Origin of the sequence: Campylobacter concisus (genome assembly GCF_003048985.1) — a bacterium.
Lineage (GTDB): Bacteria > Campylobacterota > Campylobacteria > Campylobacterales > Campylobacteraceae > Campylobacter_A > Campylobacter_A concisus_AY.
The window spans coordinates 1-13,996 of the sequence record NZ_PIRS01000005.1; the positions used below are offsets into that span (position 1 = coordinate 1).

13 protein-coding genes and 1 pseudogene are annotated in these 13,996 nt (G+C 39.6%); 3 read left to right on the forward strand and 11 right to left on the reverse strand.

What is annotated here, in order from left to right:
* The 10 genes and pseudogenes from CVS91_RS04365 to CVS91_RS04410 all read right to left on the reverse strand — a co-directional run.
* Window positions 1-143 (reverse strand): annotated as a pseudogene (locus CVS91_RS04365) (hypothetical protein); the annotation flags it as partial.
* A gap of 98 nt (window positions 144-241) precedes the next feature.
* Window positions 242-805, reverse strand: a complete 564-nt coding sequence (locus tag CVS91_RS04370; protein WP_009295375.1) for a MotE family protein — start codon at window positions 803-805, stop codon at window positions 242-244.
* Window positions 805-1,227, reverse strand: a complete 423-nt coding sequence (locus CVS91_RS04375) for a flagellar export protein FliJ (RefSeq protein ID WP_021086090.1) — start codon at window positions 1,225-1,227, stop codon at window positions 805-807. The genes CVS91_RS04370 and CVS91_RS04375 overlap by 1 nt, the downstream gene beginning before the upstream one ends.
* The gene (locus CVS91_RS04380) at window positions 1,224-2,474 is read right to left on the reverse strand and encodes an adenylosuccinate synthase (protein WP_012140419.1); all 1,251 of its coding nucleotides are present in this window, start codon (window positions 2,472-2,474) and stop codon (window positions 1,224-1,226) included. Before CVS91_RS04380 ends, CVS91_RS04375 begins: the two co-directional genes overlap by 4 nt.
* Window positions 2,475-2,476: 2 nt before the next feature.
* Complete coding sequence (locus tag CVS91_RS04385) at window positions 2,477-3,337, reverse strand: ATP phosphoribosyltransferase regulatory subunit (protein ID WP_107830574.1); 861 nt, start codon at window positions 3,335-3,337, stop codon at window positions 2,477-2,479.
* Window positions 3,330-7,382 carry a diguanylate cyclase domain-containing protein gene (locus tag CVS91_RS04390; protein WP_234409663.1) on the reverse strand — a complete coding sequence of 1,351 codons (4,053 nt, stop codon included), beginning with the start codon at window positions 7,380-7,382 and terminating at the stop codon, window positions 3,330-3,332. Before CVS91_RS04390 ends, CVS91_RS04385 begins: the two co-directional genes overlap by 8 nt.
* Before the next feature lie 120 nt (window positions 7,383-7,502).
* Window positions 7,503-8,123 (reverse strand): NAD(P)H-dependent oxidoreductase, encoded by a 621-nt coding sequence (locus CVS91_RS04395; protein WP_107830578.1) that lies wholly within the window; start codon window positions 8,121-8,123, stop codon window positions 7,503-7,505.
* A gap of 111 nt (window positions 8,124-8,234) precedes the next feature.
* The gene (gene selD / locus CVS91_RS04400; RefSeq protein WP_107830580.1) at window positions 8,235-9,257 is read right to left on the reverse strand and encodes a selenide, water dikinase SelD; all 1,023 of its coding nucleotides are present in this window, start codon (window positions 9,255-9,257) and stop codon (window positions 8,235-8,237) included.
* Window positions 9,254-9,856 (reverse strand): sulfurtransferase-like selenium metabolism protein YedF, encoded by a 603-nt coding sequence (gene yedF, locus CVS91_RS04405; RefSeq protein WP_107830582.1) that lies wholly within the window; start codon window positions 9,854-9,856, stop codon window positions 9,254-9,256. The genes selD and yedF overlap by 4 nt, the downstream gene beginning before the upstream one ends.
* 146 nt (window positions 9,857-10,002) lie before the next feature.
* On the reverse strand, window positions 10,003-10,950 hold the full coding sequence (locus CVS91_RS04410) for a formate dehydrogenase subunit gamma (protein ID WP_107830584.1): 948 nt from the start codon (window positions 10,948-10,950) through the stop codon (window positions 10,003-10,005).
* A gap of 234 nt (window positions 10,951-11,184) precedes the next feature.
* On the opposite strand from CVS91_RS04410, the gene CVS91_RS04415 reads away from it, so the two are divergent.
* Window positions 11,185-11,781 carry a DJ-1/PfpI family protein gene (locus CVS91_RS04415; RefSeq protein ID WP_107830586.1) on the forward strand — a complete coding sequence of 199 codons (597 nt, stop codon included), beginning with the start codon at window positions 11,185-11,187 and terminating at the stop codon, window positions 11,779-11,781.
* A 333-nt stretch (window positions 11,782-12,114) separates the two neighbouring features.
* On the opposite strand, the gene nspC is transcribed toward CVS91_RS04415, so the two are convergent.
* A complete protein-coding gene (gene nspC, locus CVS91_RS04420; RefSeq protein WP_107830588.1) occupies window positions 12,115-13,254 on the reverse strand; it encodes a carboxynorspermidine decarboxylase in 1,140 nt (379 codons plus the stop codon).
* Between the two features lie 84 nt (window positions 13,255-13,338).
* Here nspC and CVS91_RS04425 point away from each other — a divergent pair, with 84 nt between their 5' ends.
* Window positions 13,339-13,560: a MoaD/ThiS family protein gene (locus CVS91_RS04425; protein ID WP_107830590.1), complete on the forward strand. Its 222-nt coding sequence runs from the start codon at window positions 13,339-13,341 to the stop codon at window positions 13,558-13,560.
* 1 nt (window position 13,561) lies between these two features.
* Complete coding sequence (locus CVS91_RS04430; RefSeq protein WP_012140409.1) at window positions 13,562-13,996, forward strand: molybdopterin synthase catalytic subunit; 435 nt, start codon at window positions 13,562-13,564, stop codon at window positions 13,994-13,996.

Here is a 13,996-nt window from a genome sequence, read left to right on the forward strand (position 1 = left end):
TTTTTACCATTTACTAAGTTTTTCTCACTAAATTTAGGCAAAAAATTTATGCAAATTCGCCCCTTTTGCCAAAAAAGTGAAGCGTTTAGTATCGCTGGGCCACTTATGCCTCTATGTGTAAAAAGTAAGTCGCCACTAAATTTTATAAAACAAGAGCAGGAGTAAAAATAAGAGACGGGTGAGCAAATAGGTTAAATTTATTAGTTAAATTTGGCTTTTATAGAGCTGCAGTAAGTTAATTTTACTGCATATTTATGCTTCCAGCTGGAGCTGGCATATCACCTTTTTCATCTACAAATGGAGGGCCTTTTTGAAGTAGTGCTGTCACTTCAGAGGCAACCTTTGGATCCATCTTAGCCATGATGGTTGATATCTTTTTTGCATCAAGGGCGTAAAGTATGGTAGCAGCGTTTGACCTTGGCATTTGCGAGAGCACTTCGGCTGCTGCGCCATCTTTCATTTTGGCGTAGGATTCATTGACTTTATCAGTTGTCATCGTGCGAAGCTCTTTTAAAATTTTCTCATTTTTAGCGACAACTTCGTCGATCTCTTTGCGTTTTTGCTCGATCACCTTCATCGTCGCATTTAGATCAGCCTCTTTTTTGGCAAGCTTTTTGTTGTTCTCTTCATAAGCTGCAGCTGAGCTTGCTCGAAAGACTTCTAGGGCTTGGCGCTGCTCATCGATGACCTCAAGTTCCTTTGAAATTTCCTCTTTTCTAGCTTCGAAGATCTGAGTGCAATCAACTGGCACTTCAAAGCAAAATGCAAAATTTATGACCATAAAAAAGAGTAAAACAGCCCTCATTACGCCTCGCTTTTGGCTGCAAATTTCATAACCGCAAACTCATCAAGAGCGAGTGCTTCAGCCTTTTGTATGCGTTTTATCTCTTTTTTAAATTCTTCTTTTTCTAGATATTTCATCTTTTCATACTCTAAATTTGCATTTTTATATTTGTGCTCGTAGTGCAAGACCTCTTTTTTTGCTATCTCTAAGCTCTCTTTGCAGGCACTCAGCTCGGCTCTTGCTATATTTATGAGCTCTAAATTTTCTCTTAGCTCGCCTATGTTGCCACTTTTTGGCAGGCTAAACTCATTAAGCTTGGCCCTTAAGAGTGCTATTTTTTCTTCAGCATTTCTTACATTTAGCCTAGCAACGACGAGCTTAGCCTCTACCTTATCCATCTCCTGCTTTTTGACGCGGACGACGGAGGTAAATTTGCTTTTCATCTAATGATCGTATCGCTTCTCTCAGGGCTTGTTGAGATGTAGCCGACCTTCACACCAGTTAGCTCCTCGATACGCTCGATATATGCTCTTGCGTTTGCTGGCAGGTCTTCATACCTGCTGATGCCTTTTACGCTGTCCCAGCCCGCAAGCTCTTCATAGATAGGCGTTGCATTTTCAAGATCTGTTGGCACGTAGTCTATGGTCTCGCCGTTATATTGATACGCTTTGCAAATTTTTACCACCTCAAAGCCATCAAGTACGTCAAGCTTCATAAGCGCATAAGTATCTACGCCATCAAGCCTTGAAGCGTATTTTACGCTTACTGCGTCAAACCAACCACAACGTCTGCGGCGGCCTGTTGTTGTGCCAAATTCTTTACCGATCTCACACATCTTATCGCCGTTCGTGCCTTTATCTTCAGTTGGGAAAGGTCCGTGTCCTACGCGAGTTGTATATGCTTTGATGACACCTATTACCTTGCCTATCTCTTTTGGATTTAGTCCAAGGCCTGTGCAAGCGCCAGCGCTTATGGTATTTGAGCTAGTTACATAAGGATATGTGCCGTGATCGATGTCTAAAAGTGTGCCTTGAGCGCCTTCAAGTAGGACTTTTTTGTCTTCATCAAGCGCTTTCCAAACTAAATTTGTAGTATTTGCGATAAATGGAGCAAGTACCTCTTTATATCTTTTTAGCTCTTCAAGCAGCTCATTTTCTTCAGGTATCTTTACGCCAAGAGCGTCAAATACGGGTTTATTTGTTTCAAAATCATGCATCAAAGCATCGCACAAGCGCTCTGGCTCAAGTAGCTCGCCAACTCTGTGGCCGCTTCTACTTATCTTGTCTGCGTATGTTGGTCCGATGCCTTTGCCAGTCGTTCCGATCGCTTTTTCACCTTTTAAGCGCTCTTTTGCTTGATCGACTTGGCTGTGGTAGCTTAAATTTAAGTGTGCTTTGTCGCTTATATAAAGTCTGCCCTCTAAGTTGTCAAATTGCGCCATCTCAGTGATAAGCACCTCTGGAGAGACAACGACGCCGTTGCCGATGATATTTATGATATTTTTGTGTAAAATTCCGCTTGGGACAAGGTGAAGTGCGTATCTTACGCCATCGACCCAGATCGTATGACCAGCGTTGTGGCCACCTTGAGAGCGACAAATCATGTCATAGTTTAGTCCTAGCATATCAACTATCTTGCCTTTGCCCTCATCACCCCATTGAACACCAACTACTAAATCAGCCTTTCTCATTCTTACTTCCTTAAATTAATTTTTTCTTCTATCAATGCATCAGTATAAACAGCGAACCCGCTGCTTGAAATATCGTCTATTTCATAGTTTCCGCCACTTGCTAAGATGGCGTTGTTTTTTAAAAATCTAAAAAATAAACTATCATAATATCTCATTTTTGAATAATATAGCGGAACTATTCTTAAATTTTTATATTCTAGTGATTTGGCTACGTTTTGTAAATTTCTTAGCGCCTCTTTTAGCTTATCAGGGACTAAATTTACTATCTCATCAAGCTCACTAGCGTCCTTTAAAAGGGCTAGTTTGCTAAGCCACGGCACATTTTGGGCTAGTATCTTTTCTAGCCATGAATTTTCAAAAATTTCTATCTCTAAGTTTAAAATTTCGCAAATTATCCTTGGGATTTGCATGTTGCTAAGCTGCAAACAAGCGCCGATCTCAAGCTCGCTAAAGAGCTTTGCAACGATGTTTATGCTCTTTAAAATGTCGTTTTCGCCGATAAGCTCAGCGCCTATTTGATAAATTTCTTGGCTTGGGTAGCGAAAGACTGGCTGGATGTAAAACCACCTCTTTGGCTCATTTGCCTTAAGTCTTCTAAGCACGATCCTAACGGTATCAACCGTGCTATCAGCCCTTAGGCTTATCTCGTGGTTTAGACTGTCGCTAAAGCGCAGAAGATTTGTCGCATCTACGCTTAGATGTTGATGATACGAAAAAAACGGCGTTACGATCTCGCTAAAACCTTCATCTTCTAAAATTTCACTCGCTTTTTGCTCGATTTTTCTCTTTAACTTCGCACTTTTTGCAAAGTAAAGTTTGCTTCCGTTTGGGATCTCGTGCTCATAAACATTTACATCACTCAACTCTTATCTCCTTACTAAAACCTAAATTTATATCGCACTCTTTGATGATGGACATGGCTAGATTATAGAGTTCGCCGCTGTCACTACTGCTTGCTAGTTTGCTTAAATTTATGGAAATTTCTTGATTAAATTTACCTATATTTTTTATCTCATCTTCTATTTTTTGCTTTAGGCTTTGTGCTAGTTTGTCGTCTTGATTTAAATTTGCTATCACTTCATTTGCAAGCTCTTTTAGCACGACTAAGCCTTTGAAAAGCTCGAAATTTTCACTATTTTTATAGTCTTTTATGTGCAGATATGGTCTCTCAAATTTAAACGAAGCAGCATCTTTTGCCAAAAGCGCCAATGAGAAAATGTTACCTTGAAATTTATCAAAACCAAGACCAAGTAAAAACTCAAGCGTTCTTTTGTCATCGATATTTTTTATAGTCGCATTTAGTCCAAATTTATCAGCCACAAACCTTATCATATTTATGCTCTCAAGTGCCTCTTTTGAGTTAAAGATATGCTTGCAAAATTTATTATCTATATTAAAGCGGTTTGTCTTTAGCATGCCAAGAGCTTCTATCGAGCTTGAGTATGAGGCAAAGTCGTCAAGCGAGAAGTGTATGCCAAGCTCTTTATATTTTCTCACATAAATTTCTAAAACTTCTAAATTTGTAGCTGTTGCAGCGTCGATAACATCGATGATAAGCCCAGTTGGATCAAGGCTTTTATCCTCATCAAATATCGCTTTAAATTTATGCCAAAATTCCTCCGTAAAGAGCTTTTTAACGCTTAAATTTACGCGAACCTTTGCGCTTATGCCATTTTCTAGCCACATTTTTCTTGCTAAAAGCGCCTCTTTTATCGTAAATAAAGCGATATTGCTCGATGCGCTACTTGTCTTTATGAGTGGCAAAAAGTCGCTTGGATAGATGATCTCGCCATCTTTTCTCCATCTAATAAGCGCTTCAAAACTTAAAGTCTCGCCCGTGCTAAAGCTGATCTCAGGTTGAAATTCTAAAAACATCTCGCCAGCGTCAAGCGCTTTTAAAATTTTTGAGCCGTCTTCATACTGGCTCTTAAAATAGACATCTTTTTTCGCATCAAATGTATAGCTTCTGTTTTTGCCACTTATCTTGGCTTGATACATCGCCCAGTCGGCTCTTTGTAGCACATCATCAGCTCCAAGCTCACTATCAGCCAAGGCTATGCCTACGCTAGCGCTTGCTTTTAGTTTTAGCTCGTCTATCTTTACTTCATCTGAAGCCAGCCTTAGCATATTTTGCGCTATCTCATAGACTTCGCCTAAATTTTCGTAGTTTATGACGCCTACAAACTCATCTCCACCTATCCTTGCAAAGATATTTTTGCCATTAAACATAGCGCCTATCTTTTCAGAGATAGCTACTAGAAATTTATCGCCTATTTGGTGACCGAAGTTGTCATTTATGCTCTTAAAATCATCCATATCAAGGTAGATGACGGCTATTTTTTGTTCATTTTTTTGTATGAGAGAATTTAGCTTGTTGTAGAGTAAAAATCTATTTGGTAGCTTTGTGAGCGGGTCGTGATATGCGATAAATTCTAGATATTTCTCATTTTGTGCTTCGTTATTTGCAAGCATTGCTAGCATGATGTAGCCAGTTTTTTTCTCGTTCGCATCGATAAGCGGTAAAATTTCTATGACTTCAAGCTTGCTTTTGTTTTTATTATTTTCGCTCCAGACCTTGCCACTCCACGAGCCACCGCTGTTTATAGTATCTATGATCTGGTGCTTTATATCGCTTAAGCCTTGCTTTATAAAGGTGATATCTTTTAGATATACACTATCTTTTGAGCCAGCACTTTCAAAAAATGTATCATTTGCATCAATGACCTTTAGCTCCTCATCAAGCAAGATGACCTCTTCTTTGCTAAATGAGAAAATTTTTGCAAGTAGGTCTTGGCAGACAAAGAAGCTATCTTCTAGGCTAAGGTCTCTTAACGTGCCTTTTATCAAGCTTACTTCGCCAAATTCGTCGTATTCAAGCGCTTTTGCCCTTAGTCTAAAGTGTAAAATTTCTTTATCTATGCTGTAAAGCTTGATATCTTTTATGTATGTTTGAGCATCTCTTAAGCTCTCAAAAAAGCTATAAAAACTATCAAACTCATCGACAAAGACCGACTTTGCTTGCTCGAAATTTAGAGTGCTTTGCGTGCCAAGAATTTTACTTAGCTCGTCTGAGATGTTGAGCATATCGCTTCTTTTATCCCAAGTAAAGACATTTGCCTCACTAGCCCAAAGCAGTGCCTTGCTCTCTTTGCTTTGTTTTTCAAATCTCTCTTGAAGCTTTAGCATGTCGCTAAGATCGGTAAATGAGTAGATGACCTTTTGCTCGTCTGCATCGATAAATTTAGCCTTTATCTTAAATGGAATTTTCTTGCCGTAAGCGTTTGTCATATTTGCTATGAAATTTAGCTCTTCATTTTTAAAGCTTGCTTGCAAAAAGGCCTTTTTACTTGCTAGCACGGCAGCTTTAAAGCTATCAAAGTCCTCGCTTGCGATGATATCTTCTAAATTTATGAGACCTTGGCTTTGGACATTAAAAATTCTCTCGACATTGTTTGTGCTTTGGATGATCAAAAATGGCTCTTGTGCCGAAGCGATGGCGATGACATTTGGCGATAAAAAGACGTAGCTTTTGATGATATCGTCATTTCTTTGCGTCATCTTTTCTTGAGTGATATCTTTTATGAGTATGAAATTTAGCCTTGTGTTTTCTAGCTCAAAGCTACTTTGGGTCGCTAAAACGTCGATTATTTCGCCGTTTTTACGCCTTAGCTTAGCTTCATAAGATAGATCATTATTGATAGCGTTTTCTCTATCTTCTGCTAAATTTTTAGACTCATCTTCAAGTAGCTCTTTGATATTTAGATCTGCTACGTCATCTTTTTTGTAGCCTAGATTTTCTAAAAGAGCGTTGCTAATGTCCGTGATGACGCCAGTATAAGCGTCATAGACCACGATCTTTAAAAAGCTCTTTTCAAATACATAGCCAAATCTACTCTCGTAGCTTTGTGCCGTCTCGTAAGCTTTATCTCTATCTTCGTAGAGTTTTTTGATGCTGTTATTTAGCGAGGTAAATTCTTTTATGTCAAATTCTTCATCAGCCAGCCTACTTTTATCTGCCGCAAAAAGAGTGATTCTAATAAATGGAGAGAGAATTTTATCTTTTATATATGAGTTATCACGTAGCCAAAGTATGCTAAATGCGACAAAACACAAGAACGAAAGCACGACTAGAACTAGCTGGATAAAGATCTGTGCTTGCCTGCTAGAGCCTGTTATGACAAATAGCTTTTGCTCTTCTAGGTAGCTGATCTTGTAAAAATTCATATCCTTTAGTATAAAAATGATCTTGTCAGCTTTAAACTCGCCACCTTGCGAGATGTATTTGTTAAAGTCCTCTTTTATAAATTTTCTATAAAACTCATCTCTTGAGAGGTTTCCATCTTTATCGACCAAAAAGACGTATGCGGCAAGGTTTTTATTGTAGCCTGTATCGACCTTGTTTTTTAAAAGATTTGGATTTAGCTGAACGAGAATTTTATTGCCATTTTTTAGCCCGTAAGCTATGTAGATATCTTTAAAGCGTCTATTTTTATAAAATCTATCAGAGAGCCTAAACTCGCCTGCTTTGATATCTGAAAACCACGAAATATCGTAGCTATGAAGCTCAAAGGCATCATCAAATTTACGCTCATAAAGCAAGGAGTTGTCTTTTGCTATCACGTAAAAAGCGGCGTAGAATTTACTTACAACAGTATCTTCATAAAATGGCTCTACGCCGTTTGCTATGAGTCTTGCCTTTGTGGTGATATTGTCTTTTACCTCTACAAATGTACTCACGATATTGTTTCTAGTGATTAAATTTAGCGTTGAAATTTCATATTTTATATCGTTTATGCCAGCAAATATGACAAAAAGTGCAAGAAAGATGAAGGCAAAAAGAAGTAGTGCTATCTTTACATAGAACCTCTTAAAAATCTGCAAAACTGGTTTAGCGCTATTTTTTTGCATTAAATTTAAGCCTCGCTTTTTAAAACTAGCCATGATTTTAACGCAAATTTACTTTTTTTAGCTTATAAAATGCCTTTTTGTTTAAATTTAAAGAGATCACAGGGCGTTTTGCCCCGTGAGTTAGTAGATCCAAGTAACTACTTCAGCTCTTTGTCTGCGTAGTTTTTCAGGTTGTGGGTTTAGGCGGTAGCCAAATGGCACTACGATAGCCACTCTTTTTTCGCTCTCATCAAGGCCTAAAATTTCATTTAAAGCGTGTCTGTCAAAGCCTTCGATCGGGCAGCTATCTATGCCAAGGCTTGCAGCTGCGTTCATCATATTTGTCGCAGCTATCATGCACTGCTCGTGTGACCACTGAAAGGTTAGCTCATCGTCATTTTTAAAATTTGATAGTAGAAAAAATTTCTGCCTTGCAGCGATAGCTTCAATATTTTTGTCGGCTCTTCTAGCGATCATTTTATCGATATAGCTACTGCCAACTTTTACCTCTTTAATCTTTGCTAAGATGACAACCAAATGCGAGCAAGATGTGATTTGCACTTGGTTCCACGAAACGGCTTTGATCTTTTCTCTAAGCTCCTTGTTTTGCACGACCAAAAAGTCCCACTGCTCAAGCCCAGTCGAGCTTGGGCTTAGCCTGCCAGCCTCTAGGATAAAGTCAAACTCGCCCGCACTGATCTTTTTGCTCTCGTCAAAAATTTTGCAAGCGTGACGAAATTTTAAAATTTCAAGATAGTTCATCATATCTCCTTTGTTGAATTTCTTGACATTATAAAGCGGTTAGGTAAATTAAAAGAAATTTAGAAATTTTATCATCTAGTGCATGAAAACTAGGCTAAATTTAGCCTAGAGTTAGTTTAAAAATATATCAAACTCGCCTTTTTGGATCGTTTCTGCGATGATAGCTGAGTGCTCATAGCCAGCCTCTTTTAGGCGTGATAGAGCTAAATTTGCCTCATTTTCACTAACAGCTAGCAAAAGTCCGCCAGAGGTTTGCGCATCAAAAAGCACGATATCAGCTTCTTTGCTCACAAAATGCTTTGCGAATTCGCGGTTTTTATAGCTTCCCTCTGGGATGATGCCCATATCGGCAAATTCTTTCGCGCTTGCGATCACTGGCACATCTTTTTCAAAGACATTAAAGCTGATCTTGTCGTTTAACATCTCGCTTAAATGCCCTAAAAATCCAAATCCAGTCACATCGGTAGCGGCATAAACTTTGATGCCACTTAGTGCTTTTAGAGCGTAGAAATTTAGCTGTGCCATGATGCCTGCGGCCTCGTTTATTTGCTCCAAACTTAACAGATCAGCCTTGATCGCTGTGCTTAAGATGCCACTGCCAAGAGGCTTTGTAAGGATCAAAACGTTACCAACTTCTGCAGTGTTGTTTGCCCAGAAATTTTGTGGACTCACCTTGCCAGTCGCGCTTAGTCCATAATACATCTGCTGCGTCTCTATCGTATGTCCGCCAACGATGACGCCGCCACACTCTCTTACTTTATCGGCTCCACCTTGCAAAATTTCACCTAAAATTTCAGGTGCAAGGTTGCAGCTATCAAAGCCCACGATGTTTAGGGCGTTTATCACCTCGCCACCCATTGCAAAGACGTCGCTTAGGCTATTTGCAGCAGCGATCTGACCGTAGATAAATGGGTCATTGACTACTGGCGTGATAAAGTCAAGCGTCTGAACGAGCGCAAGATCGTCTGAGAGCTTGAAAACGCTCGCATCTTCGTTTGAGCCGATGCTTGAGAGCAGGTTTGGATGAGATAAATTTAAACTACTAATCGTTTTGTGAAGACCCGACGGGTCAAGCTTAGCAGCTCAACCAGCGGCTTTAACGAACTGCGTAAGCTTTTTGTCGTGATAGATCATAGTTTGATTTGCTCGTGAGTTGAGAGTATGTCGATGATCTCATAAGCGTTTGAAATTTCTCCAACTGCAAGATCGCTTACTAGTTTATAAGCCTCCAAGCAGCTTCCGCAGCTTAAAATTTGAACGCCAGTAGCTTCAAGATCTTTAAGTGGCTTAAAGCTTGGATGTGAGCGGTTTGTCGTCATCTTAACGGCGTTATTTACGCAGATGATCATCTTTGGTTTTTTCTCTACTTGAAGAAGTGCGCCTAGGAATTTTGATAGCAAATTTATGCCAACTTCGCCGCTACCTGCGCGCTCTTCGTTTAGATAGAGCACTTTTTCATTTTTTGGTGTTATGTCGCAGACAAATTCATCAAAATTTGTAAGCTCAAGTGCGCTTTTGCCCTTGATGGCTAAAATTTTAGTCTCATTGCCGTTGCTTTCTAGGCTAAATTCTATATTTTGATTTTTCAAAAATCTTGAGATATTCTCTTTTGGCGCCAAAGCATTTACGATGATCTCTAAGCTTTCGCCCTCGTTTAAGCCCTCAAGTGCGTTTTTAGTCATGATGACTGGTTTTGGGCACTCTAAATTTCTGCAATCAATTGTTCTTGTCATTGTTTTTCCTTTGTGATTAGTATTTCAAACCTTGAAACTGATTTTGGATTATAGCTAAAAAATATTAATTTTTTAAAAGGATTTGTGCTGTGAAATTTGCTATAAAAGAGAGTTTGACCCTGCGTAAGTCGCAAGGTCAAGGCTAGTTATTTTAAATTTGTGTAAGATTTTTCGTAGTCAGATACTGGGATCTTGTTTTCTTTAACAAGCTCTTGATACCAGTAGTGGTGAAGTACATAGACCTCTTCTTCTTCTTTGTATCCAGTGATCATCGACCAGATAGCGCCATGTATAGCGATTGCAGCCATATAGATATGAACTAGGAAAAATACTGCACAGACGATGCCAAGGCAGTTGTGGATAACTACGCTGTATCTTAAAAGATCGATTTGAGAGATACCAAACCAACTAGCAACTGCTGGCTCTTTAAAATCCATGAAGTACATGATAGCACCAGTGATGATCATCACGATACCACCAGGGATAGCGATCCAATACCATGCTTTTTGTCCTGCGTTAAATTTACCAGCTGGGACTGGTCTTTTCTTCTTTGATAGATAACCACCAACTATCATCATCCATCTGATGTCGTATACTGCTGGGAGCATTCTTTTTGTCCAGCTAAAGAGCATCGGTAGCACAGATATAGCAAAGATCACAGTTGCTATCTCGTGCAAGTATCTACAGAAACGCACAAATGTGCCACCACCTAGTTCTGCACCCCACATGATGATGATACCAGTTGGCACCAAGATGACCCAAGAGATCGCAGCTAGAGCGTGAGCTATACGTATAAATACTGAAAAAGCAAGTACTTTTTTGCCCTCGTGACTAAAGTGTTTTGGTCCGATGATCAAGAAGTGTAGCACGAACGCGCCGATAACAGCTAAAATGATAGAAAGTGCAGCTATCGCGAAGTAATCGTTGCCTTGTATAAAAGTAAATATCGGGCCCCAGCCATGCTCATAAGGCTTGATATTTTCTATCCTCTGTGCTGCCCAAATGGTGCTGTCATATTGATTGACGCCAGTTGGTCCCTCAATGGCCATTGCCGCAACAGACAATGTAAAAAGTAGAGTAAGAATTCTCGTCATTTTATTCCTTTATTTGCTAAAGCTTAAATGATTTAAGCTTTGGTTAAATATGCTAAAATCACACAGCTATGCCGTTTTGCGGCTATTATATCAGAGCTAATCACAAGCAAACCTTAGCAAAAAAGATTACTAAAAATTTTATAAAAAACATTTAAGTTTTGTTAATTTTTATCGTTTTTGATCTGAAAATTTAGCTAAAATAAAGCCAAATTTTAGCCAAAAAAGGACCGCACTATGCATCTTTTTTGCCTTATATTTGATGAGTACGAGACGCTTGATCTCATGGGCCCGGTGGAGTTTTTATCAAGAGTTGGCGAGCTAAGAGTTAGATATGTTTCGTTTGAGGGCGGAGCAAAAAGAAGCAAACAGGGCTTTTTTATAAAGACCAAAAAGCTTAACAAGATACCAAAAGAGAGCGTTTTGCTAGTTCCTGGAGGTCAGGGCACAAGGGTACTTGTAAATGATAGCGAGTTTATTTCTAAGCTTAAAGAGTGCGTTTTGGCTTCACAATTTTGCCTAAGCGTATGCACTGGCTCGGCGCTCATCGCTCGCACAGGAGAGCTTGACGGACTAAAGGCTACCTCAAATAAAAGGTCGCTTGAGTGGGTAAAAGGTTGCGGCGAGGCAGTAAAATGGCAAGAGCGCGCTAGGTGGGTAAGAGCTGGTAAATTTTATACAGCCTCAGGCGTGGCTGCCGGCATGGATATGGCGCTTGGCTTTATCAGCGATCATTTTAGCAAGGAGCTAGCCCAAAAGATCGCAAATGAGACCGAATACAACTGGCAAAAAAGCTCAAAGATAGATAAATTTGCCAAAATTTACGGGTATTAAATTTAAAATAGCTTGTGACCTTTTGATAAAGTCAGAAATCTACTAAATTTAACGATCAAATTTTGATTTAAATTTAAAAGGATAGCAAGCTAAGATAGCTTTAACAAAAAGTGTCAAGATAAAATTTGTAGATAATAAATTTAAATCATTTTGGAGTTTGCAGTCTGGCTTTAAATTTGTCAAATTTAATAAGTTTAAATTTTGAAAACAAAAATACATTCAAGATAAATTTTTAAATTTAAGCAGTTCAAAGCTGTTTTTCGAAATTTACAAGCTAGATAAATTTAACCTAAATTTTAAAAGCCAAATTTACCTTCAGAAACGAATTTTAAACTAGTTTCTGCGCCTATACTCTTCGTATCCAAATTCACGGATCATTTTAACCTCGCCATTTTCTTTTAAAAGCAGAAGATCAGGCAGTTTTATGCCGTTAAATGTCGTGTTTTTGACGATGGTATAGTGAATTTGATCTTCAAATATGACGCGGTCGCCGATTTTAAGCTCGCTATCAAATTTATACTCCGCATCGCCCGCTTCAAGTCCCACTATGTCGCCAGCTAGGCAGGTATTGCCGCCAAATCTATAAGCAAATTTGCCATTTTCACTCTCGCCTCTAACGGCTGGGCGGTAAGGCATGAGCACGGTATCTGGCATGTGCGCCTCGGCTGATGTGTCAAGGATGGCGATATCTTTCTCGTTGTGCACGATGTCAAGCACACTACTTATCAAAAAGCCAGTCTGCCAGCCCACAGCCTCGCCAGGCTCCAGATAGACCTCTACGCCGTATTTTTCGCGGAAGCGCCTAATGATATTTATAAGCAGCTCCACGTCGTAATCAGCCCTCGTGATGTGGTGGCCGCCGCCCATATTTATCCACTTCATCTTTGGGATAAACTCGCCAAATTTCTCCTCAAATGCCTCCAGTACGACCTGCAAACTGCTCGCACTCTCCTCGCAAAGCGCGTGAAAATGAAGCCCGCTAATGCCATCAAGAAGCTCTGGCTTAAAATTTGCCCTCGTGATGCCAAGCCTGCTAAATTTACCGCATGGGTTGTAGCTATCAGTTGGCGCTAGTGAGACCTCTGGATTTACGCGCAGGCCGCAGATGATGCCGTTTTGAAGGGCAATACCTTTAAATTTTTGCCACTGAGCAAAAGAGTTAAATGTGATGTGCTTTGAAATTTTTAAAATTTCATCAAAGTCCTCATCTTTAAAGGCTGGGCTATATGTGTGGATCTCGCCTTTTACGTATTCGCTTGCAAATTTTGCCTCGTGAAGCCCACTGCAAGTCGCTCCGTCAAGGTATGAGCCCACCAAGTCCATCACTCCGCTAAATGCAAAGCCTTTGAGCGCTACTAAAATTTTAGCCCCACTTTGCTCCTTTACATACTTTAAAAGCTCTAAATTTTTACGTACTTTTGCCTCTTCGCAGACGTAGGCTGGGGTTTTTATGCTTTTTAAAATTTCGTTCATTTTCTTTCTCTTTTGTAAATTTTCAAATAAGTATATCTAAATTTATTTTTAAGTAAAATCAGCAAAAATTTCAAAGGATAAAATGTGGTAGAGATCGAATTTCTTGGGCCTATCGGGCTTGAGAGCTTAAAAGTAGAAGCAAAAAATTTAGGCGAGGTAAAAGCGGCTTTAAGCGAGAAAGAAGAGCTTAAAAAGTGGCTAAATATCTGCGCTGTGGCTGTAAATGACGAGATCGTAAGCGATATAAATTTCGCTCTAAAATCAGGCGATAAAATTTCTATTTTACCGCCAGTTTGTGGAGGCTAAGATGCAAATTTATAATGGAAGCTTGGATGTTCAAAACATCACAAATGAGTGGTATGAGAAATTTAAAGACAAAAACTGCGGCGCGCTCATCACTTTTGTGGGCATAGTAAGAGAAGAGGGCGGTATTTCGGCGCTTAGCTTTGATATCTATGAGCCGATCCTTAAAAAATGGCTAGATGCTTGGCAGGAACGAGCCAAAAAAGAAAATGCCTACGTGCTCTTTGCTCACTCAAAAGGCGATGTGCCAGTGCATACGAGCTCTTATGTAGCAGGTGTTGTTAGTCCTCAAAGAAAGGTCGCGCTAAGGCTTATAAACGAGTTTGTCGAGGACTTTAAGGCAAATGCACCGATCTGGAAATATGACGTGATAAATGGCGAGAGAATTTACGCCAAAGAGCGCAGCCAAGCGATAAATGGCGCTGGACTTTTGGCATAA

Coding starts and splice junctions, on each gene's coding strand:
- yedF (WP_107830582.1), bottom strand. CDS start 9,856: ATGACAAGAACAATTGATTGCAGAAATTTAGAGTGCCCAAAACCAGTC.
- CVS91_RS04390 (WP_234409663.1), bottom strand. CDS start 7,382: ATGCAAAAAAATAGCGCTAAACCAGTTTTGCAGATTTTTAAGAGGTTC.
- nspC (WP_107830588.1), bottom strand. CDS start 13,254: ATGAACGAAATTTTAAAAAGCATAAAAACCCCAGCCTACGTCTGCGAA.
- CVS91_RS04375 (WP_021086090.1), bottom strand. CDS start 1,227: ATGAAAAGCAAATTTACCTCCGTCGTCCGCGTCAAAAAGCAGGAGATG.
- CVS91_RS04430 (WP_012140409.1), top strand. CDS start 13,562: ATGCAAATTTATAATGGAAGCTTGGATGTTCAAAACATCACAAATGAG.
- CVS91_RS04415 (WP_107830586.1), top strand. CDS start 11,185: ATGCATCTTTTTTGCCTTATATTTGATGAGTACGAGACGCTTGATCTC.
- CVS91_RS04370 (WP_009295375.1), bottom strand. CDS start 805: ATGAGGGCTGTTTTACTCTTTTTTATGGTCATAAATTTTGCATTTTGC.
- CVS91_RS04410 (WP_107830584.1), bottom strand. CDS start 10,950: ATGACGAGAATTCTTACTCTACTTTTTACATTGTCTGTTGCGGCAATG.
- CVS91_RS04395 (WP_107830578.1), bottom strand. CDS start 8,123: ATGAACTATCTTGAAATTTTAAAATTTCGTCACGCTTGCAAAATTTTT.
- CVS91_RS04380 (WP_012140419.1), bottom strand. CDS start 2,474: ATGAGAAAGGCTGATTTAGTAGTTGGTGTTCAATGGGGTGATGAGGGC.